Here is a 15,596-nt window from a genome sequence, read left to right on the forward strand (position 1 = left end):
GCACGGCTAAAATTTTAAAAGCTTACGGCGGCAAGTTAAATTTGGCGCCGATAAATAACGCCGAGGCGATCGCGGTGCACGGCGATAAATTTGAAATTTTAGGGCGGTAAATTTAGGCGCGCGGCGTTCTAAAAGCGCGTTAAATTTAGAAAAACGGCGTATGAAATTTTACGCGCTAAAGCCTGCGTAAAATTTTAAAATTTAAAAACGGCGGCGGCTGAAAGGCGAGCCGAAAATGCGGCGACAGCAGGCTAAATTTAACCGCCGTGAACGCTAAATTTAAAAGCAAAAGCGAGCAAATTTTATAGGCTCAAGGAGCGTTTATGGAGTATTTCAAACCGTTTTTCGTAAAGATCGCAGGCCGCGCCAGAGATGACGATCACACGAGCGCGCACGATCAGATCATCGCACCGCTACTGCAAAATGCGCTCGCCACCTATGTCTATAACGGCCGCAAAGATAGCATCGTGGGGGCATTCGGTAGTGTGGAGCACCCGCTAAACTTGAGCGAGTTTAGTTTTCTCGTGCGCGAGCGGGGTAAATTTCGCCTCGATCTCTCGCGCGAATGCGTAAACGGCGCCGAGATCTTTTGGAACGCCTGCAGCTTTAGGCGCGGCTCGGTTATTATTTTGCTCGAGGGAGAGTTTGATTTGGCACCTATTTTACGCTGCTGCGCCAAGATAAGCATAGACGAAACGCCAAATATGGGCAACAGCCCCGCGGCAACCAAGCTTGCCAAGCGCGCGATGAGCGAGGGGCGGATCGCCGTGCTTTTTAGTGCTGGGGGCGGAATAGAGTGGATGGATATCTACGCTCTTGAGGCGGTGCAGGCTAAAATTTTAAAACTTGCGGATGAGATAAATGGGGATGAAATTTAAAATTTAAAAGCAGGTCTCCGCATTAAATTTCACGCCGGATATGCATTATGCGTCCCTGTGCGCGCAGACAAAAGTAGAGGTTGCAAAATAGGCCTCGTGCCTATCGCCCTCTGCGCCTTGCCAAAAGATAAAACAAAATGATCGCCGCCAAAACCGCCGCGATTGCGGCATAAATTTTACCCATGCCGCCGTAGCTTTTAGAGTCGTCGCTTAAATACAGGTTTATTACCGCGCCGTTATCAGTCGAAATTTCAAGCTTTGCGCCCTTTGCGCCGTTTAGCTTTACGCGCAGCATATTTGCCGCGGGGCTTGAAATTTCGGGCTTATCCATAAAAGAGTAGCTGGTTTTGTAGCTTTTCATCAAATCGTTGCAGTCTTTCGGGGTTACGAATATATCGTAAAACGCGCCGTTTTTCACGCTCAAATTTTCTCCGCCTTGCACGACGAAGTATCTAAATTTAGGCGCCTGCGTGATAAACTCCCACTGCAGCGTCTTTTGCTTCCCGCCCTGCTCGTAATTAAACTCCGCGCCGTATTTAGCGTCAAATTTAAAAACCTCTCTGCTGAAAAGCACAAACTGCCTATCGCTTAAAATGGCGTTAGGATCGGAGTTTTTGTCTAAAATTTTAACGTTTTGAAGCTCCCTGCCGCCTTCGTAAATTTTAAAACTTTTCATCGCTACGGGCGGTTCCTCGGAATTAAATTCTACGCTTACGGGATTTGCGGTGATTTTGCACTCGGGCATGGGGTCTGGAATTTCATTGCTGAAAAATGCAAGCGCGGGCTCGTCGTTCGGGTAGTAGACGTAAGGGCGCGAGTTCAGCGCAGTAGCGCCTTTAAACTTATCCTCCCTCATCCGTAGCGTTTCGTTTTTACACATCCCAAGTAGGAATTTACCGCTTCCTTCGTCGTTTAAATTCCGCGAGCAAAAGGCGTTGAGGCGCGAATTTCCCATCTCAAAAACGTAGCTACTTTTTTTGCCGTGCTCAAAATAGCCGATGCCGATCTCATCCGAGGCGAAATCCAAAAATGCAAATCTATGGTAAATCGCGCTTAAAAGCCCATCGATCGCGCTTTTTAGATCGCTTGAGTTATAGGATAAATTTTCCCGTACTGCGGCATTATAGCCTGCGTAAAAAGCGCGCTTTGACGGATTTTCGCCCGTAAAATTCGGCTTGCCAGGGCTCTCGTCGTGCGACATCGCCTCGTTTGCGACGACATATTTTGCGTGATTAAGCGCGGAGATATTTAAAATTTCATTCTGCGCAAAGTAGTTTAGCCCCGATTTTGCACGCACATTGTTGATGTAGCTTAGCGGATCGTCGTAAAAGGAAAAGCCGCTCATCGCAACGAGCGGCTATTTTAAATTTGAAGGGGTGTTTTCGCATGCGGCAAAAAGCGCGCAAATCGCCCCGAGACCCAGGAGCCTAAGCCGTAGGGCCCGCTTTAGCAAACTCGACCCCCTCTTTTACGTCCTCGTAGCGTTTAAAATTCTCTTCAAACATACTCGCTAGTTTATCGCGAGTCGCGACGTATTCGCTCTTGTTTTCCCATGTGTTGATCGGATTTAGCAGCTTCGTCTCGACGCCTGCTAGCTCTTTTGGGATCGCAAGGTTAAATTTTTCAAATTTTTCAAATTCGCACTTTTTGATGCTGCCGTCCAGGATCGCGTTTACGCACGCGCGCGTGGCTTTGATGCTCATTCGCTTGCCCACGCCGCACGCGCCGCCGCTCCAGCCTGTGTTTACCAGATAGACGCTAACGTTGTGCTTATCGATCTTTTCGCCCAGCAGCTTAGCGTAAACGGTGGGATGCAGCGGCATAAACGGCTCGCCAAAGCACGCGCTAAATGTCGCCACGGGCTCGGTGATGCCGCGCTCGGTGCCTGCGACTTTAGCCGTGTAGCCGCTTAGGAAATAATAGATCGCCTGCTCTTTGGTTAGCTTTGCGACCGGAGGCAAAACGCCGAATGCGTCGGCGGTTAAAAAGATGATATTTTTCGGGTGGCCGCCAGCAGAGCTTGGCTCGTAGCCCTCGATATGATAGATCGGGTAGCTAACGCGGGTGTTTTCGGTCTTGCTGCCGTCTTTGTAGTCCACGACGCCAGCCTCATCCGCGACCACGTTTTCAAGTAGCGCGTCGCGTTTGATGGCGGCGTAAATTTCAGGCTCGCTGCTTGGATCTAAATTTATGCACTTCGCATAGCAGCCGCCCTCGAAGTTAAATATCCCCTCATCGTCCCAGCCGTGCTCATCATCGCCGATCAGCTTGCGATTCGGATCGGTCGATAGCGTAGTTTTGCCCGTGCCGCTTAGGCCGAAAAATAACGCCGTATCGCCATCCTTGCCCACGTTTGCCGAGCAGTGCATCGACATCTTGCCCGCAAGCGGCAACCAGTAGTTCATCATAGAAAAAATTCCTTTTTTCATCTCGCCGCCGTACCACGTGCCGCCGATAACCGCGACATTTTCCTCGACGTTAAAGATAACGAAAACGTCGGAATGCAGCCCGTCGCTCGCGTAATCTTCGTTTTTGCATTTGCACGCGTTGTAAACGACAAAATCGGGATGAAATTCCGCTAGCTCGCTCTTGCTTGGGCGGATGAACATATTTTTTACGAAATGCGCCTGCCACGCGACTTCGGTTACGAAGCGCACGTTTTTACGGCTGGATTTGCTCGCGCCGCAATAGGCGTCTTGGATAAAAATTTCCTTGCCGCTTAGCTGGGCTTTAGCTTTGGCTAAAAGCTTATCGAAAAGTTCTTTTGAGATAGGCTGATTTATCTTGCCCCAGGCGATGTATTTTTGGCTCGGGTCTTGTTTTACGAAGTACTTATCCTTCGGGCTGCGACCCGTAAAGATGCCGGTATCGACCATAAAGGTGCCGTTGCTTGATACGCGCCCCTCGCCTCTTGCCTTTTCAAGCTCGAAAAGCTCGTCGTAGCTTAGGTTGTGATTGATTTTTTTGATATTTTTAAGACCTAGTTTATCCAAATCGTTCGGAGTTGTCATTTTGCGTCCTTTTTAAATTAAATTTTGATAAAAGATTGCGCTATTATAGCTTAAAATTTAGGTGAGCTCGCTTAAGCACCGAGGATTGTCGCCATGAAATTTAGGCGGAAGCGCCCGCCTAAATTTTAGAGCTTATCTTAAAATCGCGAGCACTTGATCGGCATCGACCGTATCGCCTTGAGCGATCAAAATTTTATCGATTATGCCATCACGCGGGCTTTCGATATTTATCTCCATCTTCATCGCTTCAAGAACGATGACATTCTGTCCCGCCTTAACAGCGTCGCCTTCCTTTATTAAAATTTTAAATACGTTACTAGGAAGCGTCGCTTTTATATCGTTATCGTCCGTACCACTTCGCGCGTTAACAGTGGGCTGCTCGCCAGCGGAGCCTTGCGGCTGCGGCTTTGCGGGCGCTGAGGTATCGAAGCTAACGTCGTATCGATCGCCGTTTACGAGCACGTTTTGCCCGGCGAATTCTACGCTGTAAATTTTGCCGTTAATCTTAACGTCAAATTTGCCATTTTTAGAAATACCGTTTTGATGGCTTGCAGCGGGCGCTACGTCCTCTTTTTTACGACTCATCACCTTGCCCTCGCCTTTTAAAAACGCGATGCCCTTTTCTTTGCACGCAAGCGCTATGAATACGTTCTCCTCACTAGGCTCGATGCCCTGCTCGCGTAGAATCTTCTGCGCATACGCGACACTCTTGCTCTCGTCGGCATCGGCGATATCTACGGCATGTTTGGTCGTAGGCTGTAGTCCCAGCTGCTCCGCCGCCATCTTAATCACGCCTTCGTCCGGCTTAACGGGCGTTTTGCCGAAATAACCTAACACCATCTTGCCGTAGCCCTCGGCGATCTTTTTCCACGGGCCGAACATTACGTTGTTAAACGCCTGCTGGAAATAAAACTGGCTAACCGGCGTTACGCTCGTGCCGAAGCCGCCCTTTTCGACGACTTCGCGCATAGCCTTGATGACGGCTGGGAATTTGTCTAAAATTTTATTATCGCGCATCATCTGAGTGTTTGCCGTAAGCGCGCCTCCGGGCATCGGCGAAAACGGAATGAGTGGGCTTACCTGCGTAGCTTCTGGCGGCATGAAGTAATCCTTCAAGCACTCGCCCAAAACCTCTTCGTATTTTAAAATTTTCTCTGCATCCAGGCCCAGGTCGAAATTTTGCCCTTTCGTCGCGTGCAGTAGCGTAAGGATGTCCGGCTGACTCGTGCCGCCGCTTACGGGATGCGCGGCAAGGTCGATGCCGTCCACGCCCGCAACGAGCGCAGCCTGGTAGCATGCGACGCTAACTCCCGCCGTCTCGTGAGTGTGCAAGCGGATATGCACGCCGTCGCCTAAAATTTTACGCGCGCGCTTGATCGTCTCATAGACCTTCTGCGGGCTGCTGGTACCGCTTGCGTCTTTGAAGCAGACGCTGTCGAACGGAATCTGCGCGTCTAAAATTTGACGCAGAATTCTCTCATAAAACGCTGCGTCGTGCGCACCGCTACATCCCGGCGGCAGATCCATCATCGTGACTACGACTTCGTGTTTGAGTCCGTGGCGATGTATGCACTCGCCGCTAAATTTTAAATTTTCCACGTCGTTTAGCGCGTCGAAATTTCTAATCGTCGTCGTGCCGTGCTTGGCAAAAAGCTTGGCGTGCAGATCGATGATCTCGCGGCTGCCGGTATCGAGCGTGACGGTATTGACGCCGCGGCTAAGGGTCTGCAGGTTCGCCTCAGGCCCCACGATGCTTCTAAATTTATCCATCATCTCAAAGGCGTCTTCGTTTAGGTAAAAATATAGGCTCTGAAACCGCGCGCCGCCGCCGAACTCAAAGTGCGTGATGCCGGCGTCCTTCGCCGCGCTAACGGCGGGTAGGAAATCCTCCATCGCCACGCGCGCGCCGAAAACAGACTGAAATCCGTCGCGGAAGGTCGTATCCATAACGTCGATAAGCTTTTTAGCCATTTTTAGCTCCTAGGTTAAATTTAGCGTGAATTTTAATATTTCTAGCCTAAAAAAGCTTTTAAACCAAAAACCCCCGGAAAGATTGCGAGCGTTAATAGCACTAGAATTTGCAATAAAATAAAAGGCAGTACGCCCTTGTAAATATCCGTGGTGTGGATTTGCGGCGGCGTCACGCCCTTTAAGAAAAATATCGAAAATCCAAATGGCGGCGTCATAAACGACGTTTGTAAATTTACAGCGATTAAGATCGCAAACCACACGGGATTGATATGCAAAGACTCTACTATCGGCAAAAGTATCGGTAAAATGATATATGAAATTTCGACATAATCGAGAAAAAACCCAAGCACTATGATAACTACCATCGTAAGCGCGATAAATCCCCATGCTTGACCAGGCAGATTTTCCATAAAATTTTTTACGACCTCATCTCCGCCCGTGTAAGAAAAAATCATCGAAAATGCCGTGGCGCCCATCAAAATCATAAAAACCATGCCCGAAATTTTAGCGGTATTTTTTAGCGCGTCATAGATCAGCCTAAACGAAAACGTGCGGTATAAAACAGCTAGCGCTATCGCACCCAAACAGCCTACCGACGAGCTCTCCGTAGGCGTAGCTATGCCCGCAAAAATAGATCCCAAGACGAGCAAAATCAGCACGAGCACCGGCACGACGTTTTTAAGCGCGATAAAAATTTGCTTTGATTTGCTAAGTCCCTCTAGCGGCGGAACAGGCGGCGCATAATCTTTGCAAATATATGAAATAATCGCAATATAAATCACGTAAAAACCAACTAGCACGAGCCCAGGAATAACTGCTGCAGAGAAAAGATCACCCACAGAGACCGAAAGTATATCGCCTAAAATAATCAGCACGATCGAGGGCGGGATAATCTGCCCAAGCGTGCCCGCAGCAGCGATAGTGCCGGTAGCTAGGGGCTTATCGTAGCCGTATTTCATCATCACGGGTAGACTGATGACGCCCATAGCGATGACAGTCGCGCCCACGATGCCCGTCGTAGCCGCAAGTAACGCGCCCACCAAAACAGTGCTGATCGCCACGCCGCCTCGTACGCCACCGAATAAAAATGCCATCGACTCTAATAAACGCTCCGCAAGACGAGTCTTTTGCAAAATCATACCCATCAAAATAAAAAGCGGCACCGAAATTAGCAGCTGATTTTCCATAATCGAGTAAATTCTATTAGGCATCAGTGAGAAAAACTGCCTGCTCATATCCTCGAAAGCTTCGGTTAAAATTTCAAAGCCCTGCGCGTAATCCCACGCCTCACTAAGTCCGTAGATAAAGCCAAAAATCACAGCCACGGCGCCGAACGTAAACGCAACGGGAAAACCGAGTAACAGCATAAAAAGCGCTGCCGCAAACATCACTATGCCTATCATAGCTCGCCACCTTTTATCTCGCCGTGGCAAAATTCCGCCCAAACGCGAAAAGCGTAAAATTTATAGAATTTTAAATTTAAGCTCATTCTGCCCTCACACACTTTGTGCGCCCGAAGAATTCCCACTAAGAAATTCCGAGCCTTTGTTTTCCCTAACATCAAGCAGGGCGTTAATATTTTTAATCAAAAATCCAAATGCGTAGATAAATAAAAACGCATAGCTAAGCGTGATTGCGGACTTGATGATCCAAAGATGCTGCATGCCGCCGGGATTGGCGCTGGCCTCATGGCTCGTATAAGCCTCGCTCACGTAATCGATCGAAAAGAATGCCACGAGCGCTACGAAAGGCAAAATGAAAAATATCGTACCTAAGATATTTATGAGCGCTTTTGCAGTGGGACTAAATTTTTCGTAAAAAATATCCACGCGAACGTGGGCGTTTTCTTTGAGTGCGTAGGTCACACCGAATAAAAACATCGCCGAATATAGCCACCACGTAAGTTCTTGCATAGCGACGGAATTTGCGGCTGGAAAAAGATAACGCGCCACAACATTGTAAAAAACAACTATAACTAAAAGCGCCAAAAATACGATACTTAATACGCCTAAGATATTTGCGAACGCATCAAAAGCTCTTTCTAATCTGCGTAAAAAATTCCTCAAAATTTTGCCCTTTGCTTGAAATTTTTGCTATAAAAGTTGGGATTTTAGCAAAAATATCTGCAATTTATTATAAAATTATGCGCGGAAAGGATTTTTATGATTTTAAAATTTCAAAACAGATACTCTAAAAGATTTCTCGCCTTTTGCGCTATCTGGGCGATTTTTTGGCTAGCATTTTCATATTTTTTCTTGCAAAAATTCCTTTTTATCTATCCGGAAAGCTTTAGCATTCACGTGAGATTCGCACTTTGCGCCATAGCGCTAGGAGCGGTGATTTTAGCGGTTTGCGGCAAGGACGTTTACGGCGCGATCTGCGGATATGCGGTGTGGTTTTACGGCGCGGCGCTGGGCTTCGTATCGTCATTAAATTTAGCTAAAATTCACACGGTACTGCGAGGGAGCGGAGATATGAGCGGGATGAGCGGCTGTGGTGGAGCGGTGAAATTTTTAAATTTTGATCTAAGCGTAGTGCCAATTTTTAAGCCATTTAACAGCTGCGCATTCGACGTACCGGCGGTGCCGACCAATACAACGCTAGACGGACTGCAAGCCAAACTAACGGCGCTTTATAGCGGAGGCTGGTATCTATTCCCGGTAAGTAAAAACGTGGATTTAGCACAATTTTGGAGTTTTATCTTTATATTTTTCGCAATTATTTGGACGATTGGAATTTTTCTTGGGTTTTTGAATAAGAAGGCGCAGAGGTAGCCTCTGCGCCAAATCTGCGCCAAAGAAGTTACTGTGTAATAATTAGCAAAGCATCAGACGAATATACAGTATTTATATTCTTTAGCCCCGGCATCTCCCATACGTGAGCACATAGGCCATCTGTACTCTTTTTAAGAGTAACCTTATTTTTGCTATCGACAGTGTATGTAGCACAAACCTTATTCTTTGCGGTAATAGGATTTTTAACATTCGTCATGTTATTAAAACCTGTCGTGCTATTATCATACTCGCCTTGCGAAGTATAATAAGCCATTAGATCGGTCAGCGACGTGGATACATTCTGCGCCGCTCTAACAACCTCTGCGTCGTCGCGCGTAGCTGCTAGTTTTGGGATGGCAACTGCCGCCAAAACACCTAAAATCACGATCACGAAAATTAATTCGATCATAGTAAAGCCCTTCATGTTTTTATCCTTTGATAAAAAATTTTTGGACCTATATTATAGAGTGTTTACTATAAATTTAACTTAAAAGTTCTTTGCGAATTCTAACATCTCAGATAAATTTTTCATCGCATTCGCGCCGACCGCCAAATAGTGGTTATTTATCAGGCTTTTTCCGTTATAAAGCGGCGCCTTCATCGTCTTTAGATCCACTACCGCTCCGCCGCTTTGATGTAGCAAAAAATCTCCCGCGGCGATGTCCCAAAGCGAACAGTCGCTAAATCTCGCATACGCACTAGCGCCCCCCTCGGCTAAGATGCAAAATTTTATCGCAGAGCCTTTGCGCACGAGCTGCATTTTAAATTTTTGCGCGAATTGCGGATATTTTTCGGATTTGCTATGGCGGCCGTGCATGAAGATTTGCGGCGCACTAGCGGGGCAAGCGAGCAGCGCGCCGTTTTTATAGACTCCGCCGCCATTTGAGCTATATATGTCGCCGCTTACGGGTATGCCGATTACCGCTAAAATCGGACGCCCATGCTCGATCAGCGCGATGCAGACGCAAAACTCGCCGTTGCGAGCGATGAACTCCTTCGTGCCGTCCAGCGGATCTATCAGCCAAAATCTCTCCTCGCTCATGCGCCGCTTGCTTTCCAGCACACACTCTTCCGAGCAGATCGCGATGCCGCTAGGCTCTAGAGTGCGCATTATTACATCGTTTGCCGCAAGATCGGCATTCGTAAGCGGCGATCTGTCCGCTTTGACAAAGATATCGAATTTGTCGTAGTTTTGCATTATCGCGACGTTTGCCTTTTTTGCGGCGCCCTCGGCAAGCGCCAAAAGCTCATCCAAGCCCACTTTCGCTCCTTAAATTTAACGGCAATTCTATCAAATTTAAAATTCCAAATCTATAAATTTACGCAAGTAAAAACGAGCGAAATTTCAAAACCCTTTAGAATTTTAATATTCTTTTTTATATAATTGCTAAAATTTTTTAAAGGATCAACATGACCCCAGTCGTATTAGATAGCGTTAAACACGCGGATTTGAAGTATCACGCGGACGCATTCCCCACCGCGCCTTTCGTGCCGGTGATCGCACCGGAGATTCCGTTTTGCGCGGACAACCTCGTTATCGTATTCACTATCGAAAAAGAGCCCAAAATGGTGGCACTGCTAGGGCGCACCAAAAACGTTCTAATCGATAAGGATTATAAGGGAGCGGTGCCCTCCTCGGTGCAGAATTATCCGTTTTTCTTAGCCCAGATCGGCGATCAGACGGCGATCTGCTTCGACAAAGACGCGCAGCAGATCAAAGGCGACGGCGAGGCGCTTTTTAAAGACGGCAAACCGACGCCGTTTTTGGAAAATTTAAAAGAGGTGATGAAAAATTACGCCGATTTAGATATGCGCACGCGCGTTGCGGCGGCGGAATTCCAAAAGGCGGGGATTTTAGAGGCCAAGGAGCTTGGCATCAACTCTAGCGGCAAGGAATCGTCTCTGCTAAACGGCTTTTCGGTCGTAAATCGCGAAAAGCTTTTGAAGCTAAGCGATAAAAAGCTTGCGGATTTTGCGCGCCGCGGATATCTGGAGCTAGCGTATTTCCATCTAAAAAGCCTTGCAAATTTTCAGCGCCTAGGCGATAAGATCATGCAGCTCGATCCGCCGATTACGCCGAAAGAAGCGAAAAAATAGACGTTTTCGCTACTTGAATAGCTCGAAATTTTTAGAATTTTATGATTTAATGTCGCGGAATTTAATTCCTAAAAGCAATATTGCGCGAAATTGTCGCAAGTATTTTACGGCGTGAGTTGTTTTTATAAATACCCATTAAGCTTATCTAGTAGAATAAGTCTTAGAGCCTAAATGACTTTATTCGCAGCTAAGATTAAGCGTACTGCGAGCCTGACCGCATAATTCTGCCATAAAATTTTATGGCAGAATTTATCACCCTGTCCACGCAGGATTTTATACATAAAATTTCAAGCCCAAATTTTTGCATAAAATTCTATTAAATTCTTAATTTCTTTCAAGTAGATAAATTTATAAAATTTAAAATATGCATCACAAAAAATATTTTATGCATCAAAAAAATTAAATTTTGCAAGTTTACCTAAAAATTCTATGAATAGTAGAATTTAAATAAACCCCCATAAAAATTACATGCCTCAAAACACAGGCAAGCAAAATCAAGACCGAATTCTAAAAGCAAATTAAGCCCGCAACGTATTTTTCTCGCTCCATCATTACAATGAACTGAATTTTACGCGGAAGTCAAACGCACGAATTAAATTCTGCACGAAATTTTATTCAACCAAGAATTCCTTCTTATCGATCGTGCCGTGATAGAAAATCCCGAGCGTATCATCAAAGGTCTTATCCAAAAATCCATCTTTTTTTAGTCCTGCTAAAGATTTATTGATTAGCTCTAGCAGCGCATTATTGCCCTTCTGCACGGCGATTGCGTTGTAAGTTTGCTTACCTAGACCATCCAAAGCAACCTGCGTTTTATTATCGATGATTGCGTATGCGTGCAGGATTAGGTTATCATCGACATGTACGGCGTTTTTCGCCCTCTTGAAAGCGCGGTAGCATTTAGCCGAGCTGGCGCAAAAGTTTAAATTCTTCCTAAAGCCCGCTTTTCGTAAGAAATTGTGAATAGGAGAGTGTTTGATGACGAAAATCCTCTTTTTGCGGAGTTGATCGAAGCTCGTGATATTTTCGTCTTTTTTGGCTAGCACACCTACCTGCACCTTAAAATAAGGCTCCGAAAAATCTACTTTTTTCGCTCGCGCGGGCGTCGGAGTAAAGGTCGCAATCACCATATCCGCTTCATTGCGCTGTAAAGCGCTAATGCGCCTTGAAGCCGTGATCGGGATAAATTTTACCTTGCCAGGATTATCGCCGAAAATCTCCTTACCGAGCTTTTCGCCAAGAGCAATCTCAAATCCCCTGTATTTGCCGTCTACGAGCGCACTAAACGGCGGCTGATCGTTATATACACCGATGCGAACGAGCCTATCTTTTTTGATCTGATCCAAAGAATTTGCAGATAGAAAACCAAGTAGTAGAGCCGCCAAAACAAATACTTTCATTTGCTCCCCTTTTAGTTAAAATAAGGCGCAATTATAATAAAAAGAAATTATAGCCAGCTAAAATTCTGCGATTTATGGCGCATTTTCATCTAAATTTATGGAAAGACGAAATTTGCGAAGAAAATTCTATGCCTAATTTACAAACGAAATCTCATAAAAAACTTACACGAGCGAAATAAAAAGCTTTTAATTAAATTTATAAACAAACTTAATTTTTCGGATAGACTTAACGCTAAAAAACCTTAGCGAAATTTGCGATATTTTTAAAAGCAAACTACGAAATTCTACGCAGATTTAGCTAAGGGGCAAAATTTAGCACTGCATCAATCGCGCAAAAGCCCAAGTTCTTAAAATTTCGCTAAAAACTATGCCAAGATGCAAACCGTAGCAGTATAGCCTTAGATCGGCATTACGCGGATGTTCGGGCTTAGATTTTCTTGCAAAACATTTTCGATCGCGTATAATGTACCGCTCGCACCGCTGGCGCAGCCGCTACAAGCGCCAAGATAACGGATATATATGTCCGTTTTGCCGTCGTCTGCAGGTCTGATATCGATGACGTCGAGATTGCCGCCATCCATCTGAAGCATCGGACGGATATCCTCGTCAAGCACTCCTTCGACTGCTTTAAATTTACCGATTAAATTTAACTGCTCGAAGCTCATCTCAGCTCCCGCTTTCGCGCTAGTGGCGGCGCTCGCCTCGGCTTGAGCTTGAAGTCTCTCTCGCTCCATCTCCTCTCTGGTTTGCTTTAAAATATCAACCAGATAGTAATCCTTCTCCTCGTGTCCGCCCGGGCGCACGCAGGATTTGCAAAACGCACCTGCTTTGGTGTATTGCGTGATCTCCTCGACCGTGTGAAGGTCGTTTAGGCGGATCACCTCTTTGATCGTGCCGAGGCTCACGCGCGCGCAGTCGCACACGATGATCTCATCCTCGAAATGCGCAGGATCGACGCCCTTATAATTCGCCGCAGCCTGCTTAATGACATCGTATGCCATGACCGAGCAGTGCATCTTTTGCGGCGGTACGGCGGGCTCGTCGGGATTATCGCGCATCGCATGCTCTACGTCTAAATTTGTAATCTTTACCGCTTGATCGACGGTCTTTCCGATACAAAGCTCAGCCATCGTATCCGAACTGGCAATCGCCGTGCCGCAGCCGAAGCTTTTAAATTTAGCGTCTAAAATTCTATCGGTCTTAGGATCGATCAACCAATACAGCCGCACCGCATCGCCGCAGCTCTCGGCGCCGAAGTCCGCGACCACGAGCTTGCCGCCCCTAGCCTTCGCCTCCTCCTCGGTGATCTCGCCCATATAGCGAGGGTTATTCATACGCTCCTGCACTTTTTGCGAGTACTGCTCCCAGATCGAGCCGTTTATCAAACTATTTTTTGCCATTTTTTATCCTTTATTTTTCTCATAACCTTGCGGTGCGTAAGCAAACGTGCTTGAAATCCCGCGCAGACGGGCGATAGCTTTACTAATATGTTCGATCGCGTAATCGATTTCCGCCTCCGTCGTAAAGCGCGACAGCGAAAGTCTTAGCGCCGTATGCGCCAGCTCCTTATCCGCGCCGATCGCTTCCATTATCGGATTATTCTCGAGCGCCTCGCTCGCACACGCAGAGCCGGTAGAAGCGGCGATACCCGCTTTATTTAGATCCCACAGCATCGCCTCTCCCTCGACGCCTTGGATCGAGGCGAGGATGGTATTTGGCACGCGAATGCTGCGATCGCCCACGACGCTTACGCTTGAAATTTGCAAAAGCGCGTCCTCCAGCTTATCGCGCAGTCTGCTTACCTGAGTACGCTCAAAATCCATAAATTTATTCGCTAGCTCCAAGGCTTTGCCGAGCCCTACGATGCCCGCGACGTTTAGCGTGCCGCTGCGGCGCCCGCCCATCTGCTCGCCGCCGTGAAGCAGGCTCGTAAGCGGCTTGCTATCTTTAATATAGAGTGCGCCGACGCCCTTTGGAGCGTGAAATTTATGCCCGGAAAGGCTTAAAAAATCCACGTCCGCATCGCGCACGTTCACCTTTATCTTACCTATCGCTTGCACCGCGTCGGCATGATATAGCGCGCCATGCTCGTGTGCGATTTGTGCGATTTTTTTTACGGGGAAGATCGTGCCGGTTTCGTTATTTGCCCACATCACGCTAACAAGTGCGGTTTTGTCGTTAATTTTTTCGGCAAGCTCGTCAAGATCGATCTGTCCGTTTTTATCGACGCCAAGACGTGTGATCTTTACGCCGCAAATTTTTTCTAAAAAAGCACAGGTCGCGCTGATTGCGGGGTGCTCGACGGAGCTTATGACGATATTATCCTTCTCGCCCGTTAGAATTTTATCGTAGTAAATTCCTTTTAAAACCCAGTTATTGCTCTCGGTCGCACAGCTTGTGATGACGATATCGTCCGCATCCGCAGCGCCAAGCCCCGCATAAAGCCTATCCATCGCGGTCCTTAACGCAGGGTGAGTCTCGCTGCCGAAGCTGTGAAGGGAGTTTGGGTTGCCATATTTATCGCAAAAAAACGGCTTCATCTCCTCAAAAACTTCGGGATCGACCATCGTAGTGGCGTTATTATCTAAATAAACGCGCTGCATAAAATTCCTTTCTAAAATTTGTCTGAAATTTAATCAGACAATTTCGCTCTTTTATCAATTTCGCACGATAATATAACATAATTGCTAAATTTTTCTTTAACGCTTACCGTTTTAAAAACCAAAAGTTTTCGGAGAATTTATTAGATCGAAAAATTCCTTGCGCGTGTCGTTTCGGCTGATAAAAAGCCCCCGCAGTGCCGACGTAGTCGTGGTCGAGTTGATCTTTTGCACGCCGCGCATCTCCATGCACATGTGCCGCGCCTGCAGCACCACGCCCACGCCGAGCGGATGGATCACCTCCTCGATGGCGCTTGCGATCTGCTCGGTAAGCTGCTCTTGGATCTGCAGCCTGCGCGCGAAAATATTTACCATACGCGGAATTTTGCTAAGCCCTACGACCTTCTTATTCGGGATATACGCGACATGCGCGCGCCCGATGATAGGCAGCAGATGGTGCTCGCAGAGACTATAAAATTCTATATCTTTTATCAAAACCATCTCATTGTTGCTGCTCTCAAACAGCGCGTCGTTTAAAATTTCTTTTGGATCCAGCTCGTAACCGCTAGTTAGAAACTCATAGGCTTTAGCCACGCGCTCGGGCGTCTTCGCAAGCCCGTCGCGCCTCGGATCCTCGCCTAAAATTTCAAGTATCTGCGAGACGCAGTTTTCAAATTTCGCTCGGCTTTTTTCGTCCATTTTTAGCAATTCCTTAAAGATCGATGCGCGATATTACTCAAAAACGCCTTTTATAACGCTGATAAATTTTAAAATTCCACGCGAAATTTTATCAATCTCATTATGTTAATGATAATATATTTAAATTTAAGAAATTTTTGTTTAAAATCCATCGTTTTGATAAGCT

14 protein-coding genes are annotated in these 15,596 nt (G+C 46.7%); 3 read left to right on the forward strand and 11 right to left on the reverse strand.

The window, feature by feature from the left end; all coding sequences use genetic code 11:
* The first annotated feature begins 323 nt into the window (after positions 1 to 323).
* A complete protein-coding gene (locus Q0101_RS10305) occupies positions 324 to 878 on the forward strand; it encodes a hypothetical protein (RefSeq protein WP_297945240.1) in 555 nt (184 codons plus the stop codon).
* Positions 879 to 978: 100 nt separating this feature from the next.
* Here the strand turns inward: Q0101_RS10305 and Q0101_RS10310 are convergent, their stop codons facing one another.
* From Q0101_RS10310 to Q0101_RS10330, 5 genes are all read right to left on the reverse strand, one after another.
* Positions 979 to 2,223, reverse strand: a complete 1,245-nt coding sequence (locus Q0101_RS10310; protein WP_297945243.1) for a CAP domain-containing protein — start codon at positions 2,221 to 2,223, stop codon at positions 979 to 981.
* A gap of 82 nt (positions 2,224 to 2,305) precedes the next feature.
* The gene (gene pckA / locus Q0101_RS10315; protein ID WP_297945245.1) at positions 2,306 to 3,889 is read right to left on the reverse strand and encodes a phosphoenolpyruvate carboxykinase (ATP); all 1,584 of its coding nucleotides are present in this window, start codon (positions 3,887 to 3,889) and stop codon (positions 2,306 to 2,308) included.
* A 132-nt stretch (positions 3,890 to 4,021) separates the two neighbouring features.
* Positions 4,022 to 5,860 (reverse strand): biotin/lipoyl-containing protein, encoded by a 1,839-nt coding sequence (locus Q0101_RS10320; protein ID WP_297945248.1) that lies wholly within the window; start codon positions 5,858 to 5,860, stop codon positions 4,022 to 4,024.
* A 41-nt stretch (positions 5,861 to 5,901) separates the two neighbouring features.
* Positions 5,902 to 7,263 carry a TRAP transporter large permease subunit gene (locus Q0101_RS10325; RefSeq protein ID WP_005871492.1) on the reverse strand — a complete coding sequence of 454 codons (1,362 nt, stop codon included), beginning with the start codon at positions 7,261 to 7,263 and terminating at the stop codon, positions 5,902 to 5,904.
* Between the two features lie 93 nt (positions 7,264 to 7,356).
* Complete coding sequence (locus Q0101_RS10330; RefSeq protein WP_297945252.1) at positions 7,357 to 7,926, reverse strand: TRAP transporter small permease subunit; 570 nt, start codon at positions 7,924 to 7,926, stop codon at positions 7,357 to 7,359.
* Between the two features lie 96 nt (positions 7,927 to 8,022).
* Between Q0101_RS10330 and Q0101_RS10335 the strand changes: the two genes are divergently transcribed.
* Positions 8,023 to 8,634, forward strand: a complete 612-nt coding sequence (locus Q0101_RS10335) for a disulfide bond formation protein B (RefSeq protein ID WP_297945255.1) — start codon at positions 8,023 to 8,025, stop codon at positions 8,632 to 8,634.
* A gap of 28 nt (positions 8,635 to 8,662) precedes the next feature.
* Here Q0101_RS10335 and Q0101_RS10340 read toward each other — a convergent pair whose 3' ends face one another.
* Positions 8,663 to 9,058 (reverse strand): type II secretion system protein, encoded by a 396-nt coding sequence (locus Q0101_RS10340; protein WP_297945258.1) that lies wholly within the window; start codon positions 9,056 to 9,058, stop codon positions 8,663 to 8,665.
* Between the two features lie 63 nt (positions 9,059 to 9,121).
* Positions 9,122 to 9,895: a 3'(2'),5'-bisphosphate nucleotidase CysQ gene (locus Q0101_RS10345; RefSeq protein WP_297945261.1), complete on the reverse strand. Its 774-nt coding sequence runs from the start codon at positions 9,893 to 9,895 to the stop codon at positions 9,122 to 9,124.
* 149 nt (positions 9,896 to 10,044) lie between these two features.
* Between Q0101_RS10345 and Q0101_RS10350 the strand changes: the two genes are divergently transcribed.
* On the forward strand, positions 10,045 to 10,731 hold the full coding sequence (locus Q0101_RS10350) for a SapC family protein (protein WP_297945264.1): 687 nt from the start codon (positions 10,045 to 10,047) through the stop codon (positions 10,729 to 10,731).
* A 611-nt stretch (positions 10,732 to 11,342) separates the two neighbouring features.
* Here Q0101_RS10350 and Q0101_RS10355 read toward each other — a convergent pair.
* From Q0101_RS10355 to folE, 4 genes are all read right to left on the reverse strand, one after another.
* A complete protein-coding gene (locus Q0101_RS10355; RefSeq protein ID WP_297945267.1) occupies positions 11,343 to 12,131 on the reverse strand; it encodes a transporter substrate-binding domain-containing protein in 789 nt (262 codons plus the stop codon).
* A gap of 398 nt (positions 12,132 to 12,529) precedes the next feature.
* Positions 12,530 to 13,531, reverse strand: coding sequence for an iron-sulfur cluster assembly scaffold protein (locus Q0101_RS10360; RefSeq protein ID WP_177387504.1), 1,002 nt, complete (start codon positions 13,529 to 13,531; stop codon positions 12,530 to 12,532).
* A 3-nt stretch (positions 13,532 to 13,534) separates the two neighbouring features.
* Positions 13,535 to 14,734: a NifS family cysteine desulfurase gene (locus tag Q0101_RS10365; protein WP_297945270.1), complete on the reverse strand. Its 1,200-nt coding sequence runs from the start codon at positions 14,732 to 14,734 to the stop codon at positions 13,535 to 13,537.
* Positions 14,735 to 14,845: 111 nt separating this feature from the next.
* Positions 14,846 to 15,430: a GTP cyclohydrolase I FolE gene (gene folE, locus Q0101_RS10370; RefSeq protein ID WP_297945273.1), complete on the reverse strand. Its 585-nt coding sequence runs from the start codon at positions 15,428 to 15,430 to the stop codon at positions 14,846 to 14,848.
* Between the last annotated feature and the right edge of the window lie 166 nt (positions 15,431 to 15,596).

This window comes from uncultured Campylobacter sp. (assembly GCF_937921625.1).
GTDB lineage: Bacteria > Campylobacterota > Campylobacteria > Campylobacterales > Campylobacteraceae > Campylobacter_B.